Source organism: Desulfomarina profundi, assembly GCF_019703855.1.
GTDB lineage: Bacteria > Desulfobacterota > Desulfobulbia > Desulfobulbales > Desulfocapsaceae > Desulfomarina > Desulfomarina profundi.
On the sequence record NZ_AP024086.1, the window covers coordinates 1,027,011 to 1,043,231 of the forward strand.

Sequence of the window (16,221 nt, forward strand, 5' to 3'; positions counted from 1 at the left end):
TGTTGATAACAGATTTTAAAACAAATAGGATGGGGGAGTCCTGTGGTCGTTTATCTGAAAATTCTGCCTCAGCAGGTATTTCTGAGAAGTCGGATTTTCATTGCTTCGTTGCGACCAAAGGGCATAAACAGCTGATCCATTTGGTCTGGCCATGCTGGTCAGACTGATGAAACAGGATTGCATGAAGACAAATGAGCAACAGGGAATGTGATGGATCTTTCAATTGATTTTGCAGGAATTACGGAACTCATGCATGGAGCCCATGGAGAGGGGAGAAGTTTTCTTTTTGAATATGAAGTGTATTCGTTGCTTTCAAGGTCGGGTGCGGAAACACCACCGAAATCAATTTTTTTACCAAGGGGAGCGCGTTTTTCCGATGAGGAACTGATGGCTCTTCCGGGAGAAAAAGTCGTTCTGAAAATTGTCTCTCCCAATATTATACATAAAACTGAGGTGGGTGGAGTCCGGATTATTGACAAAAGACCTGAAAAAATTCGCTCGGCTGTCAGGAGGATGCTCTACGAGGTTCCAGAAAATTACGCTGGGTGGATAGATAATAACAGAGAAGCCTCACCCCCATGTTACCGGGAGCTGTCCGGTGATAAGCTGGAGGAGGCGATCAGTGCTGATCTCAAGGGTATTCTGCTCGTCCAGTTCATGCCACCTGATTCCATGGCTTTCGGTAATGAGCTGATTGTAGGCCTGAGGCACACGCGGGAGTTCGGTATGGTGATCAGTGCAGGACTCGGCGGAACGGATGCTGAACTGTATGCGGAACGGTTTCGCAAAGGGCAGGCTATAGTTGCGGCGCTGACCGAAATGAATGACGGTCATTCCTTTTTTGAACTGTTTAAACCAACCATTGCCTATAAAAAACTGACGGGGCTGACCCGTGGCCAGCGAAGGGTTGTGACCAATGAACAACTGATAGAATGTTTTGATTCCTTTATCCGCATGGCCAACTATTATTCTCCATCCAATCTGGAAAGCCCGTATGTGATCGAGGAACTGGAAGTCAATCCCTTTGCCTTTACAGATTATCTCATGGTACCTCTTGATGGTATGTGCAGGTTTACCACACAGCCGACTGTGGCCTCACCGAGGCCTGTGGAAAAAATCGGCTGTCTGCTGCATCCGGAGAAAATCGGCATTATCGGTGTTTCCTCCCTGCGCAGAAATTTTGGTCGGATTATTCTCGATAATATTCTGGCGGAAGGTTATCAGCAGGAAAACGTGGTAATTATCCGGGAAGGTGAAAAGGAGATAGGGGGCGTATCATGTGTCGCGTCTTTTGCTGATCTGGAGGAACCACTGGATCTATTGATCGTGGCCATTGCAGCCCCACAGGTTCCCGGCCTGGTGGAGGAGGTGACCCGTCTTGGCTGTGCCCGAAGTGTCATGCTGATTCCTGGTGGTCTCGGTGAGACCGAGGAAAGTCGGGAAAGGGCCAGAGAAGTGATCAGGCTGATTGACGAATCCCATGGGGCTGACGGTCCGGTTTTCCTCGGGGCAAACTGCATGGGTGTTATCTCCAGGCCGGGAAGATATGATACCTGGTTTATTCCCGAAGAAAAATTACCGAAGATACGAGAGGGAAAATATCATCGGGCAGCGCTTATCAGTCAGAGTGGTGCTTTCATGCTCCATCGCAGCCACCAGTGCCCCCAGCTTAATCCGGCATATATGATATCCATGGGCAATCAGACCGATCTGACATTGGGGGATATGGTCCATTATTTCAAAGACAGGGAAGAGGTTGACGTGATCGCTATTTATGCTGAAGGGTTTTCCGATCTGGATGGTCTCTCTTTCTGCAGGGCGGTTCGGCAGGCAGTCTGTAACGGCAAGACGGTAATTTTTTACAAGGCGGGCAGGACGGAGGAGGGTAAGGCTGCAACCAGCGGACACACTGCCTCCCTTGCCGGAGATTATATGGTCTGTGAGAATTGTGTGCATCAGGCGGGCGCTATTGTCGCCAGGAATTTCACGGAATTCCAGGATCTGTTTTTTCTTGCGGAAACCCTGCATGACAAGAAAATTAATGGGAACAGACTGGCAGCAATCAGTGGAGCCGGATTTGAGGCGGTGGGAATGGCGGATTCGATCGATTCAGATGAGTTTCATATGCACCTTGCAGAGTTTAGTGAGAATACCAGGTCCAGGATCACATATCTCCTGGAAGAGAAAAAACTCTTTTCTCTTGTTACTTTGACAAATCCCCTGGATATCACCCCTATGGCAGATGATGAAACTCACGCCCTGGTGGCCGGAGTTGTCGCAGAAGATGAAGGCGTGGACGGCATAGTTATCAGTCTTGATCCCCTTTCTCCGGTAACCTGTACCCTGGCAGGACCTGGAGCAGGTAAGTATGATATGAATCAGGAAGAGGCTGTCAGAAACAGGATTGAGCGACTGGTAGCTTCCTGCGAGAAGCCGGTTGTCACTGTTGTTGACGGGGGAAGATTGTACGATCCCCTGCGGGATGCACTCGCAGATCGGGGAGTCCCTGTTTTTCCTGTATGCGACAGGGCTGTGGCTGCACTTTCTCTCTATATGCAGGGTCGGCTCGAAGTGCAGGACCTCAGTGAAAGTGGGAATTAATTTCTTTTGCCAGTTCCGTGCCGATACCTTTTACTTCCTGCAATTCCTCTACTGTAGCTGTCTTAATCCGTTTGAGACTGCCCATATGGCGGAGGAGGCTTTTCTTTTTTGCTTCGCCGATACCCGGTATTGCGTCAAGTTCGGAGGTGATGGTTGCTTTTTTGCGCAGTTTTCTGTGGAATGTTATCCCGTACCGGTGGGATTCATCCCGAATTCTCATGAGATAGAGAAGGACCGGGTCATGGGAGCGTAAGAGAAGGGGATTCTTTCTGCCGGGTTTGTAGAGTTTTTCCCCTTCATCTTTTTTTTCCTTGGCAATACCTATCCAGTCCAGTTCTTCAGTGATGCCGAGTTCTACCGCTACAGCCAGAGCCATGCCAAGCTGACCACGGCCTCCGTCTACCATGAAGAGATCAGGAAGATTGTCTTCCTTGATTCCCCGTGACAGGCGTCTCATCAAGACTTCTCTCATCATGGCATAGTCATCCGGTCCTTCAACTGTTTTGATTCTGAAATGGCGGAAATTTCTTTTATCCGGTTCTCCCTTTAGAAAATGAACAAGGGAACCGACGGCCTGTTTCCCACCGATATTGGAGATGTCCAGACATTCAATTTTTTCCGGTATTCGTTTGAGGTGAAGTTTCTTCTCCATGGCTTTACAGAGGCCCTGCCATGATTTTTCCTTTTTTTCCTTCTCCTCGAAGAGTTGACGGGCGTTGGTGTCCGCCATGGCCACCAGTTTGAGATTATCGCCGCGTTTCGGGATTTTCAGGATGGATTTTTTTCCAGTCCTGTCATGGAAATGGGCCTGGATGAGTTGAAGGTCGGCGGGAGAAAAGGGCAGGAGGATTTCTCCGGGCGGAACTGCGTCCATATCATAAAACTGGGTCAGGGCCTGGGCGAGAATTGACTGGTCATCTCCATAGGAGTCACTGATAAAAAAAGTTCTGGAGCCGTTGAGGAGCCCGTTTCGGATAAAGAGAATAGCGATGGTAACAGCAGCTCCCTGCCGGGCAAAACCGAACACATCCTGGTCCCTGGAATGGCTGGCCGAGATGATCTGTTTTTCGAGTGTACGGGAAAGGGCCGATATCTGGTCCCGCAGTGTCGCCGCTTTCTCAAACTGCAGCCTGTCTGCCGCCAACAGCATCTTTTTTTTCAGCCGTACTGTAAGATCTCTGTTTCGACCTTCCAGCAGGAGGAGAATATTGTTGACATGCTCAAGGTAGAGTTTTCTGTCGGCAGTGCCCGTACATGGAGCCAGACATTTTCCTATCTGGTTGTTCAGGCAGGGACGTTTCCTTTTTTTCAGCCTGCTTCCCTTGCAGTTTCGCAAGGGAAAGAGGGTGGAGATCAGTTTCAGAGTGGCCCACATGGCTGACGATGAGGAAAAGGGACCGAAATACCTTGCGTTGTCCCGTTTTTTTTTTCTCACCATCATGACCCTGGGCCACTCTTCCTCAACAGTGACACGGATATAGGGATAGTTCTTGTCATCCCTGAGTATGATATTGTATTTCGGTCTGTGCTTTTTTATCAGTGATGCTTCCAGAATAAGTGCTTCTTTTTCTGTTGAGGTGATAATGGTGTCAACCTTTTTCACCCTGGAAAGCATTATTGTAGTTTTGTTATGTTCTGCTCCGGAAAAACGTGCATAAGAGGAGAGCCGTTTGAACAGATCCTTGGCTTTACCCACATAAAGAACAGTCGATCTGCTGTCCAGCATCAGGTAGACACCTGGTGCATGGGGTGCAGATTCTGTCACATTTTCAGGAAACATAACAGCGTATTACAGATCGTTTTCCAATAACTCAAGTCTTGGCAGCATAGGCTCGGGTGTATTTTTGGAAAACGGAGGTTCAGAAGCAAGTGCTGTTCCGAAAGCTGTCTGGCGTGCGGCTGTACAGAATTTTGCCAGATCCTGCTCAATTACGCCGAAACGCGCAGCCATTATTGACGGCAGTGAACATGCCGGTAGTTCTTTTTGCTGCCAGCCGGGAAGAGCAAAGACAAACCGCATGCCGGAACGCTGAACACGATTACCCATATACGTACTGCAGCAGAGTTTTTCCGGTTCTATTGCCGGTCGTGAAAAATCTATAACATGGGCCGAAGAGGGGAGAAGATCACCTGTGCCACAACGGACAAAATCCTCTCCCGTGTGCAGGAGGTTGATAACAAAATCTATTTTTTTGAGTTGCTTTCGGGCTGTATCCATATCCCGTATTTCCACTCCCCCCCTTCTTTTGAATTTCACGTCAATGTTGCTGACGTTATATCCCTGGGAAACAAGATGGTTTTCAAGCATTTCCCCCAGTTCGCCACCACCGAGAATGGCAATTGAGAGTTGCCATGGTTTCGATCCCTCTTTACAAACTCTGGCGAGATGGGCAACTGCATCATCAATACTGAAGATATTTCCAGCTGTACTGGCAAAAAAAGGAGGTTTCATGGCAATACCGTGTCGTCTCTCAAGGATGGGGCCAAGTTGTCCAGCAAAACCAATAGCGGAAGCTCTGGATATTTTCTGAATCCATTGCATTCGGCGGACAATTGTTTCAGCCAGATGTCTGTTTTTCTTTTTGACAAGCTCCTGGGGAGTATTGGAAATATAGAAATAGATGCCTATGGGTTTGAATCCATCCATAATAAAACCGCCCGGGACCGGACGTCCCGAGAGGAAATTAATAAAGATCCGTATATTGGGGCAGAGATCAGCATATTCCTTCGGATCATGGGGATAGATTACAAAAACCGTTTTAATAACACCGGTACGACCTATAAGCCATATGACAGCCCAGATAGGCAGTCGCAGTACAACCGTGTAAAATGCAAAAAATAATCGTCGTATACATTTTATCATTTGTTTCCTCCTTTAGAGAATTTCTTTCAATACCGGACAGGTGGGGGCGGCGAACCTGTTTTGGCTGAAAGTTGATGGACTCGTAAAAACTCCGATCTACTGCGTTGTGGGGTGATCGTGTAATGCTCGACGTACTATATGTACGCCTGCGCTTACACGACACCGCCACGCCTTGTATATCGAAGTTTTTCCAGAGTCCATCTGAGAACGTTGAACGACTTTTTACGAGATCATCAAAGTTGAGAGTTAAATTTATAATAGAGACATCCCTTCGATTTCACTTTTTTTTAAAGAGTAATCTCTGTATCGGTCAAAAAAACAGAAAAAGATACTTTTTTCCTGAAACCGTGCGTGGTTGATTGAGATGCAGCCGTATCACAAAGTCATTACAGATTCAGGTTGGTCATTTTTTTTGGGGAAGCCCTGGCCCACGAATCGGGAACAGACTCAGTTTGATGATAGAACATGGGCGAGCATAATACTCATCTGCTCAATATTGTAGGGCTTTTGCAAATAGGCCTTGACTCCAAGTTCCAAGGCCCTTCGGACCCTGTCATTTTCGGAAAAACCACTGATGATTATCGTTTTCTGGTCCGGGTTGATTTTCAGAATTTTCCTGTAGGTTTCAAGACCGTCTATTCCCGGTGGCATTATCATGTCAAGCAGGAGAAGATCTACAGGTTGCTGCTGAATAAATTTTATGGTTTCTTCTCCACTTGAAACGCACCATGCCTTGTAGCCGAGTTTTTCAAGAATCGAGAGCCCGAGATTTCTCTGCTCTTCGATATCATCCACGAGCAGTATAGTCTGCCCCGTGCCATGGATAAGCTTTTGGGCGTTATTCAATGGTGTTGCACTTTCAGAGGTGTTTGCAGCCGAGACTGGGAAGTAGAGTGAAATAGTTGTCCCTTCATCCGGTTGACTTTCAATATTGAGATAACCGTTATGGTCTTTTACCGTCGCCCAGACAACTGTCATACCCAGTCCAGTGCCGCTGTTACCCATTTTTTTTCTGGTGTAGAACGGTTCAAAAATCTTCTTTAGTACTTCTGGAGTCATGCCGATTCCCGTGTCCCTGACAGTTAAGAGAACGTAATCACCGGTATGTATTTCTTCATAACCGATCAGGGGAGAGGAGAGGGTAATATTTTTAGTTGAAAGGATTATTTTCCCCGCAGTGTTAATTGTTTCAAAGGCGTTAATGACCAGGTTCATAATCGCTTTCTGTAGATGAATTGGTGAACCACAGAGCAGTTTGAGATCCTGGGCCAGGTTCTGCTCAACAATAATTTCAGGGTTTGCACGACAGAGATTTGTGTATTCAGGACTCTGGAAATACTCGTTCAATATACTGTTCAGAGAAATGTTCTTTTTAACTATGACTCCTCTTCGTGCAAGAGCAAGGAGATCTTGAACAATCGCAGCCGCTTTTTCCCCTGATTTTTTGATCGTTTTCAGTGGACCATGCATCGGATCGTCCGTAACAAGATCTGTCAACAGGAGATCGGGATAACTGACTATCCCGGAAAGAACATTGTTGAGGTCATGGGCAACTCCACCGGCAAGTCTGCCAAGCATTTCCATTTTCTGGGCACTTGACAGTTCCTGTTCCAGTCTCTTTCGCTCCTGTTCGGCAATTTTTCTTGTTTCAATTTCTTTTTGCAGCTTTTGGTTGATATCCAGAAGTTTTGCTGTTCTTTCCTTGACCCGTTGTTCGAGTTCTTCCTGTGAAACTTCCAGTTGTTTTTCCTTTTTTTTCAGTTTTTCAACGAGATGAATGAGAACTTCCTGTTTACCGACCAAGGCATTCTGGGCATTTTCACGGCTTTGCTCCAGGAGAAATGAGAAAAAATAGACAACAACAAAAGATGGTATGAAACGTATGGCAAAATCAACGTTATAAACATTGATCGAGGAGGAAGTGAGATCAATGGAGAGGAAGCCAAGGCAGAAAATAAAGAGAACCAGAGTCGCAAAACTTCCTCCGAAAGGTCCCAGAAGAAAGAAAGAGAGTGTCGGGTACGTATACAGCCACATGAAAGCGGTACTGTTTACTCCTCCCGTGAAAAAAAGGTAACAGAAAAACAGGTTGGCAAGGGTCGCAGCAACACGTGCACAGAAAACCTGATTTCCACTGAAACGAAGGTAGACAACAAGGGAGAGCAGGACCAATGCCATGACAGCATCCGCAAAACCGAGAAAAAAAGCTTTTTGTACGAAAGCTGCTATTCCCAGGATAAAAAGAAAAAAAATCGTGATGTGGGAAAAGATGTTAAAGAGAACAATCTTACGTTTTGTTTCACTGTCATGGGTGTCACGCACGCCACTGAAAATGATTTTATTAATGAATCGATACAGTGGCGTGGGAAGATTTTTCATTCAATGCACCTGTATTAGGGGGCAGTTGACAGTGAGCAAAATAAATGTAATCTCATTTTTTACAAATCTTTGAAAGGACAAGTTTTTCCTGGTTATTTATGAAATTCAGCCAAGTTAGGATACTTACGATAAACCAGCATTGCTTGATCTTAAGGCCCTGCAACGACAAACAATGAAAATCACAACCGTGGTAAAAATACCTTCTGTACTGTGGATTTTCAGATGAGGCAGGCACATTCCAGACTCATAAATGCCAGACTGAATTTTGTGTATAGCTATATTTTTTTCTATTGTCTGCAGGGCTGAAAACCTGTGATCAATATAATAATTTCTTGTTAAAATTCAAGGAGTTTTTCATGTTCGTTAAAAACGGTTTGTGGGAAAAATTACTGGGTCATAGAGGAGGGAGAGGTAGCGGGGGTAGATTGTAACTCTTTACATTTACAATGAGTTTGAGTAAAAGAGAGTACTAACACCCCACGAGGGGGTATAAGTGCCTTGAAAATAAACCTAACCATTTAATTTCAAAACACCTTCCATGGTTTCTTGTTTTTTATGACAGAACCTCGGGAGTAAGGCACTAAAAGTGAATCTCTCTGTTGAGGGAAGAGTTTGTGAACGTAAGTGAGTCAATTTTAATGAAAAATGACCGAAGCGTTTGCAGACACAGATATACAGTCTACCAGGTGCCTTTGGACAATGGTCCGGGGTGAAAAGGGAATACGGTGAAATTCCGTAACGTTGGGCCAGCGCTGTAAGCGGGGACGACGACTGTTCGAATTGCCACTGTCCATGTTTGGGATGGGAAGGCGCAGTCCGAGAGTGAACCGCGAGTCAGAAGACCTGCCTGGAAGATATGGCTTTCTTGTCCTAAAAAAGTCCGTACTGCAGTTTTTGGCTGTGGTACGGACTTTTTTATTGCCCGCTTTGACAGGAATTTTTTTTTAAGGAGCAATGAGGAAATGAAAACTCAGATTGAATTGGCCAGACAAGGGGTTATTACCCGGGAAATGAGATGTGTTGCAGAAGATGAAGGTTTTATCCCTGAAGAAATCAGAAAAAGGGTGGCTGAGGGAAAAGTGGTTATCCCGTGTAACCCGGTAAGACCGAATCAAAAAACATGTGGTATCGGTGAAGGTCTGCGCACGAAAGTGAATGCTTCAATCGGCACCTCGTCTGATATTGTCGATGTTGAACTTGAGCTGAGAAAAGCAAAAATAGCTGAGGAAGAGCATGTTGATACGTTGATGGAACTGTCGGCCGGGGGGATCTTGATATGATTCGTCGATTTGTGTTGGATGGTTGTAAGCTTCCAGTTGGAAATGTTCCATTGTATCAGGCATTTGCAGATAGTATTAAAAAATATCGAAATCCCAATAAACTTGATCCGGAATATCTCTTTGAGCTGATTGAGCGCCAATTGGCTGACGGTATTTCATTTATGGCCATTCATTGCGGAATAAACCGTTTTTCCATTGAACGACTGCGAAAACAGGGGTTCAGGTATGGCGGACTTGTCTCCAAGGGGGGGACATTCATGGTGTCCTGGATGGAGTATAATAATTGTGAAAATCCTCTTTATGAGCAGTTTGACAGAGTCTGCGAGTTGATGAAAAAGTATGATGCTGTTCTTTCCCTTGGTAATGGTATACGGGCCGGGGCAATTCATGACAGTCATGACAGGGCACAGATGGCGGAAATGATAATAAACTGTGAACTGGCGGAACTTGGCCGGGATATGGGTTGCCAGATGATGGTGGAGGGGCCGGGGCATGTTCCCCTTGATGAGATCGAGGGAAACATTATGCTGGAAAAAAGAATGAGTGGTGGAGCACCTTATTATGTACTTGGTCCTTTGCCGGCTGATTCCGGCGCAGGATACGACCATATTACTGCGGCAATCGGTGCTGCCAATTCTGCACGGTATGGTGCGGATCTTATCTGTTATATAACACCGGCAGAACATCTGGCTCTGCCTGACGAAAATGATGTGCGGGAAGGAGTGCGGGCCACACGGCTTGCCGCAAGAATCGGTGATATTGCAAAATATCCAGAACGAAGGGAACTTGAAAAACAGGTGGCCCTGGCCAGGAGAGACAGTGATTTTGAAGAATACTTCAGGCTGTCAATGTTTCCGGAAAAAATGCGCCAGGTTCGTGATTCACGCACTCCTGAAAACAAGGCTACATGTACCATGTGTGGTGATTTTTGTGCTATGGAGCGAGGCCATGCCCTTTTTAAAAATGATATACAGGGAGATAAATGCAGAAAAACTGTTGAGAACTCCAATGCTTGTGAGTAAAATCCCGTAAAATTAAAATTCCGATTTTCGGGAGAGATATATGGGTATGGTTTTTCTTGACGGTAACGAGGCAACTGCTCTGGCGGCTGTCAGAGCGGGTTGTCGGTTTTTTGCTGGATATCCCATTACTCCGGCAACGCCGATTTATCATCACCTGCTGAAAATGCTTCCCCAAAAGGGGGCGTCTGTCTCCAAGGGGAGGATGAAATTGCTTCCATCGGATTTTGTCTCGGAGCATCCATGGCTGGCCTGAAAGCCATGACAGCAACATCAGGTCCGGGAATAAGTCTTTACAGCGAGCAGATCTCTTTTGCCATTGGCGGAGAGATTCCCCTGGTCATTGTTGATGTGCAGCGTCTCGGCCCATCCACAGGATCAGCCACAAAAGGAGCTGACGGTGATATACAGTTTCTCCGTTGGAGTAACAGTGGAGGGCTTCCGGTTATTGTACTGGCCCCTGTGGATGTGACGGATTGTTATACCCTGACTGTCCGGGCTTTTAATCTTTCTGAACGATTTCGCTGTCCGGTATTTCTGGCTTCCAATAAAGAGACAGCAATGACCAGGGAAAGTGTAGACCTTGTTTCGCTTCAGATTCCGAGTGTTGTCAACAGAAATCATTGTCCGCCGGACAGAGAGTTTTTACCATTCGGGCCTGGTGGGGAGAAAGATGTCCCGTATTTTCTGCCCCTTGGAGGGGACAGGCTGGTGAGACAGACATCTTCCACCCACGATGAATACGGGTATATTACTGGAGATACGGAAACAATCGCCCGTGGGATCAGGCGAATGGAAAACAAGCTGCTTGGAGCCATTAACAGCCTGTCCCTGTTTGAGTATGACCGGGATGATTCAGCTGATACACTGCTTATTGTCTACGGAGTAACAGCGCGTGCTGCCAGGGTAGCAGTGCAGAGAATACGGGATGCTGGCGGTGCTGTTTCTCTTCTGATTCTTAAAACACTTTTTCCTGTACCGGAAAAAACTATTCAACGTTGTATTGCTGATGCAGAAAGGGTCATGGTTATTGAAATGAATCTTGGCCAGTATGTCAGAGAAATAGAGAGGCTGGCTGGAAGCAAGCCTGTAGAATTCCATGGACGGATGGATGGTAAACTCATCAGTCCTGCTGCCATGTGTGAGGTGATGGGATTATGAGCAGTTTACTGAACAGGGACAGGCCGCCTGTTTTTTGCCCGGGTTGCTCCCACGACCTGGTTGTCAGAGCCCTTGACAGGGCCCTGGTGGCAATGGGAAAACAGGGGACGGAAGTTGCTATTGTAACAGATATAGGCTGTTCTGGTCTTTTTGACACTTTTTTTAACAGCCATGCCATGCATGGTCTTCATGGCAGAGCTCTGACTTATGCTACCGGTCTTAAGATGGCAAGGCCCGAACTCACTGTTATTACCATTATGGGTGATGGCGGAATGGGTATAGGTGGAGCGCATTTCCTGAGCAGTTGCAGACGCAATCTTGATATTACCCTTCTTGTACTGAATAATTTCAATTATGGCATGACTGGAGGGCAATGTTCCGTCACCACGTCACCTGTTGCTTCAACTGCATCGGGATTTTTAAATGAACTGGAGCCCTCCCTGGATATCTGCAAAGTTGCTTCAGCTGCGGGAAGTCCATGGGTAGACAGGGTCATGGCAACAGGAAAAAAACTGCCAGAACAGATCAGGGATGCAGTGCAATATCAAGGGTTTTCTCTTGTGGATATCTGGGGTGTCTGTCCGGGGCGTTACAGTAAGAGGAATCGTGTCACCCTGAAAGGGCTGGAAGAGGAAATGGCTGCTTTGCCGCCTGTTTCCGGTGCGGTTCAGGAAAATGAGCGGGATGAGTACGCCGACCTTTATCGTAGAAAGAGTTCGAGATTATCTTTGCCCTCGGGCCCTGTAGATATTGAACCAATTTATTCTTCTGCGTTCACCGGGCAAAAGGATATTCTGCTCCTGGGTGCTGCAGGCCAGCGGGTCAATACTGCAGGTGAACTGCTCTGTCTGGCGGCCATGTCTGCCGGTCTGCATGTCAGTCAGAAAAATGATTATCCGATTACCGTGCTGAGGGGGCATTCCATCAGTGAGGTGGTTCTCAGTTCTTCACCAGTGTTATACACGGGGACCGGTCATCCGGATGTGGTTTTCGCCCTTGCCCGGGAAGGTGTGACTCGCAGAAGGAGTGTTTTTGAAAAACTCAAACCGGAAAACCTGGTCATCCGGGGAAAAGGTGTTGAAGTTCCGGAGCATGAAGGAAAGACAATCACAATTGATTTTAAAAAGTTACGTATTCCATCCATGCACTGGGCATTGATTTCTCTGGCTGTACTGGCAGAGGAGAAAAGTCTTATTACGGAAAAAATGCTCCGGGCGGGTCTTGCATTCAGGTTCAGCGGGAACTCTCTGGAAGAAGCAGAATCTTTACTGAATCATTTCTTCAGCAGAAAAAACTCATACCGGACTTCTCATAGTTAATTCTTAAGATCCTGTAATGCTGGCCAGTAGGGAGAACTGTCATACCTGTGCTCTTGGCCGTCGTTTTCTGGGAGGTCTGTTTTCCGTGGTGCTGTCTTTTTTAATTCTACCGGAATGTGACTTTTGCTGACGTGTTGTGCCCGTCAAGTCAGAGAGGTGAAAAAAGACATACCAGTCACCTCTTTTAACCCGTTGTTTTTTGAGCAGGGTGGTGGCCGTTTTGTTTTTTGTCCACCATTTGCTCAGCCGTTCAGATGCCTGCCACAGAAGATGAAATCCTCCCATGTACAGTACAAATCCGGCAAACACTGTTCCAGGTTCCATTTTATCACCTCGTGCTTTCCTATAAATGTCCGGTGCCAGGTTGTTGTATTACAGTCTGCATCAATCCAATCAGCATTGATGGACCCAATGGCTCGGCAATATATGCCCTCTGGGTGCGGAGTTTTCAGATAAAATTCCTGACACCTCCACTGCCAAGTTTTTTTACAATCAGAGTTGGACAGGTTGAAAGTGCTGTTACCCTTTCAACAATCGAACCGAAAAACATTCGTTCCAGAGCTGTTCGGCTGTATGAGCCGAGAATTGTCAACTGAATATCGTTTTTTTCAGCATAGGTGACAATGTTCTTATAGGGAGTTCCTTCCCTCAGTTCTGTTACGACATTGACTTCCAGTTTACGCCCCTGCTCAGCGAGATTCTGAAGGGTTGTAAGAGCTTTCCTTCGGGCTTCCTTGAGAACTCCATATCGCAGACTCTTGTCCAGTGGGATATCTACGACAGTAAGCATATGGACGGTGCTCCCATAGCTCATTGCCAGGTCAAGTGCTCTTTGGGCTGCTTCCATGGAGTGCTTTGATCCGTTAATGCAGACAAGGATCCTGGAGAAATCGATAATGGAGTCTTCGGGAATGATTAATACATCGCATGGGCTGAGGCTGATAATACCTGCGGTAGTCCTGCTGAGAAAAACGCGTTCCATATTGCTTCTCTTGGGACTGCCGATGATAATGAATTCCGCACCTGTCTTTTCCGCCCAGTTAACGATTTCATCTGCCGGGTCTCCATGGCGAAGGACTGTTTTTATCGGCATGCTGCAGGAGGTCGCAAAGTCGGAGGCCTCCTGCAGACATTTTTGAAACGGTTGTCTGAGCTGGGTGTCAGTATTTTTCAGGGTCAGACGGTTGAGGTCTCCTTCATATCGGGGAGCAACCGAGAGTGCCGTCAGTTCAGCACCCATGGACGAAGTGAGTCGAAGGGCTTCTCTGACACTGCTTTTGACCGGTGAAACCGGATCAATTGCTACCAGAACAGTACTGACGGAACCAGCCATGACTATGCCTCAGATGCAGCAGCTGCGTATGCCCTCTTTTCCTGGCTGCGAGCTTTGAAAAGATTGTAGAGAATGATAAATGCGCCGACCAGAAGAGCTATAACCATAATGCCGTAACTGATTTTTGACATGAGTGCAACATTGCTGTTGGCAATATGGGTAATGTCGAGTTGGTTCATATATTTCGGCATTGCCAGAAAACGACTGACTGCAACAATCAGCATGATTGTCGCCATGACAAATTTAACCATGTAATCCTTGACATAGGTAGTTCCAATGGCACCGAGTTGTACACCGAAAAGGGATCCTGCAAGGATGAGAAGAGTCAGACGAATATCAACCATACCGTAATATGCCCACAGCAGTGTTCCACCAAGGCCCATGACGAAGGCGATGACAAGTTCAGTGGCTGAAGCGACAATACTTGTTACACCAATGACATACATGAGTCCTGGAACGCCGATAAATCCGCCTACGGCAATGGTGGCAGCCAGCATACCTGTTGCAAGAGCGACAGGAGCCAGGAACCAGAAGCTGATGCGGAGATTGATGCGTTTGAAGGTGATCATCGGCCACAGTTCGATTTTCTGTAGTTTTTTGGCGAGTACTGGTTTGCTTGTGTCACCGCCTGATTTCATTATTTTGATGGCATCACGCATGACAAAGGAACCGACGACAACCAGAACTGCAACAAAGGCTACACTTACATAGAGATTGGAGCCGGCATCACCCCAGGTATCCCTGATGAATTTCTGGAAACGAATACCTACCTGGACACCAACTTCGGCGATTATGCCCATAATTACACCAAGTTTGATATCCACCTGACCGTAACGGTATCGTTTGATGGAGCCAACCAGGGCTTTGGGGAATTTATGGCACATGTTGCTGGCTACGGCAACTGTACCGGGGACCCCAGACTCATCATTCCCGGGGTGAGAACGAACGCGCCACCTGAGCCTATAAAGCCACTGACGAGGCCACCGACAAAACCGACCAGGATAAGAAATATGGCTGAGTAGAGATTTAAATCGATAAATTGAAGTGCTTCTGTCACTGGACCATGCATGATTTTTCTCCAATACGTTAAAAATAAAATGAAAAAAATAAAAAATAAAAAAAATATTAATTAGCCCTCATTTGGCAACAGTACCTGTATGGTTGCCCTTGTGAATGCTTGAAATCATGTAAAAATTAACACAATGTTCATGAGAAATGCAGGTTGGATTTTATGCATTGACCTGTGCTCTGGGACGTTCATCTCTGCGCTTTTCTACAGTGTCAGCAGATTTTTCACGTTTTTCAGCAAGCTCGTCAGCTGCCTTCTGTGATCCTTCAATACCGAGCATGGACCAGAAAGCACTTGTGAAGCTTCCATGGAAATAGGAAAAGGCAAAAACAGTGGCTACCGGCAGTATGGCATACCAGCCACCCCTGGTGTAGTATTCCATGACAGTTTCACTGCTGGTAAAAACCGCCGCATAGAGAGCGGCGGAACCGAGCCCGAAAATCAGACATCTTTTGGCATAGCGTGTTTTTTTGGCGGACATTGAAAAACCTCCTGTGTTTAAATTGTTGAAATGATGTTTCTTTTTGTATGTTGGATTTCCTTTCTTAGATTGGGTATAGATGACACTGAAAACTGGAACCGGTGCTTTTCTGGTAACTTCAGAACGTCGGATACCTTTGTCAATTACAATGAAATCAATACGTTTTGCCGAATGACACAGTCGATGAACAACCTTACCCACTTTCCCTGATTCTTCCGTGTAGCTGAAAAATACTGGTTTTTGCCGGGCCTTTTCCTTGAAGATGGTGGCACTCTCTCTAACAGCTCTGCTGAAGTGCCGGGCACGGACACCGCCGTCCGGAAGAAAGGGAAGGGTGTTGACGTATACAGCGTGTATTGCTCTGTTAAGACGCTCGGCAACACTGATGGCGTAATCCATAACCGGTTCAGTGAGGTGTCCCTTGCTTGTCACCACGAGAATCCGTGGTATGTTTGCTGTTGGTGTCTCGGTGGTTTTACCGGTTTTTTCGTTCATGTCATGTTTGGTCATAACAATCCTGGCAAATTAGCAATAAAATTACTTTGAAAGTCAAATCTATTAAATCAATATTTGTGCCAGATTGTATTTGTTGTGTAACTTGTTTGAAATAAAAGAAATAAAAAGTAGCAGAAATTTGTTTAGCCAAGGCATGTTGCGTATTGCAACACCCCCGTATTTTTGATGGTGCAAAAAGCAACATCAGTTGCGTATTGCAA

10 protein-coding genes, 2 pseudogenes and 1 riboswitch are annotated in these 16,221 nt (G+C 46.3%); of the genes and pseudogenes, 5 read left to right on the top strand and 7 right to left on the bottom strand.

The window, feature by feature from the left end:
* Nucleotides 1-210: 210 nt before the first annotated feature.
* Nucleotides 211-2,601 (top strand): acetate--CoA ligase family protein, encoded by a 2,391-nt coding sequence (locus tag LO777_RS04790; protein ID WP_228856409.1) that lies wholly within the window; start codon nucleotides 211-213, stop codon nucleotides 2,599-2,601.
* Here the strand turns inward: LO777_RS04790 and uvrC are convergent.
* The 3 genes from uvrC to LO777_RS04805 form a co-directional block, all read right to left on the bottom strand.
* The gene (uvrC, locus tag LO777_RS04795; protein WP_228856410.1) at nucleotides 2,582-4,381 is read right to left on the bottom strand and encodes an excinuclease ABC subunit UvrC; all 1,800 of its coding nucleotides are present in this window, start codon (nucleotides 4,379-4,381) and stop codon (nucleotides 2,582-2,584) included. The two genes, LO777_RS04790 and uvrC, sit on opposite strands and share 20 nt — an antisense overlap.
* Nucleotides 4,382-4,390: 9 nt before the next feature.
* A complete protein-coding gene (locus tag LO777_RS04800; RefSeq protein WP_228856411.1) occupies nucleotides 4,391-5,464 on the bottom strand; it encodes a hypothetical protein in 1,074 nt (357 codons plus the stop codon).
* Between the two features lie 447 nt (nucleotides 5,465-5,911).
* Nucleotides 5,912-7,843: an ATP-binding protein gene (locus LO777_RS04805; RefSeq protein WP_228856412.1), complete on the bottom strand. Its 1,932-nt coding sequence runs from the start codon at nucleotides 7,841-7,843 to the stop codon at nucleotides 5,912-5,914.
* 667 nt (nucleotides 7,844-8,510) lie between these two features.
* A riboswitch (cobalamin riboswitch) is annotated at nucleotides 8,511-8,708 on the top strand.
* Nucleotides 8,709-8,805: 97 nt separating this feature from the next.
* Between LO777_RS04805 and thiC the strand changes: the two are divergent.
* From thiC to LO777_RS04825, 4 genes and pseudogenes are all read left to right on the top strand, one after another.
* Nucleotides 8,806-10,145: pseudogene (thiC, locus tag LO777_RS04810) on the top strand (phosphomethylpyrimidine synthase ThiC).
* A 40-nt stretch (nucleotides 10,146-10,185) separates the two neighbouring features.
* A complete protein-coding gene (locus LO777_RS19965; protein ID WP_268907511.1) occupies nucleotides 10,186-10,398 on the top strand; it encodes a hypothetical protein in 213 nt (70 codons plus the stop codon).
* The gene (locus tag LO777_RS19970) at nucleotides 10,362-11,303 is read left to right on the top strand and encodes a pyruvate flavodoxin/ferredoxin oxidoreductase (RefSeq protein WP_268907552.1); all 942 of its coding nucleotides are present in this window, start codon (nucleotides 10,362-10,364) and stop codon (nucleotides 11,301-11,303) included. The genes LO777_RS19965 and LO777_RS19970 overlap by 37 nt, the downstream gene beginning before the upstream one ends.
* Nucleotides 11,300-12,622, top strand: a complete 1,323-nt coding sequence (locus tag LO777_RS04825; protein ID WP_228856413.1) for a thiamine pyrophosphate-dependent enzyme — start codon at nucleotides 11,300-11,302, stop codon at nucleotides 12,620-12,622. Before LO777_RS19970 ends, LO777_RS04825 begins: the two co-directional genes overlap by 4 nt.
* Before the next feature lie 39 nt (nucleotides 12,623-12,661).
* On the opposite strand, the gene LO777_RS04830 is transcribed toward LO777_RS04825, so the two are convergent.
* The 4 genes and pseudogenes from LO777_RS04830 to LO777_RS04850 form a co-directional block, all read right to left on the bottom strand.
* A complete protein-coding gene (locus LO777_RS04830) occupies nucleotides 12,662-12,946 on the bottom strand; it encodes a hypothetical protein (RefSeq protein WP_228856414.1) in 285 nt (94 codons plus the stop codon).
* A gap of 124 nt (nucleotides 12,947-13,070) precedes the next feature.
* Nucleotides 13,071-13,955 (bottom strand): universal stress protein, encoded by an 885-nt coding sequence (locus LO777_RS04835; RefSeq protein WP_228856415.1) that lies wholly within the window; start codon nucleotides 13,953-13,955, stop codon nucleotides 13,071-13,073.
* Nucleotides 13,956-13,957: 2 nt separating this feature from the next.
* A pseudogene (locus LO777_RS04840) lies at nucleotides 13,958-15,024 on the bottom strand (sulfite exporter TauE/SafE family protein).
* 160 nt (nucleotides 15,025-15,184) lie between these two features.
* Complete coding sequence (locus tag LO777_RS04850) at nucleotides 15,185-16,015, bottom strand: universal stress protein (RefSeq protein WP_228856418.1); 831 nt, start codon at nucleotides 16,013-16,015, stop codon at nucleotides 15,185-15,187.
* Nucleotides 16,016-16,221: the final 206 nt, after the last annotated feature.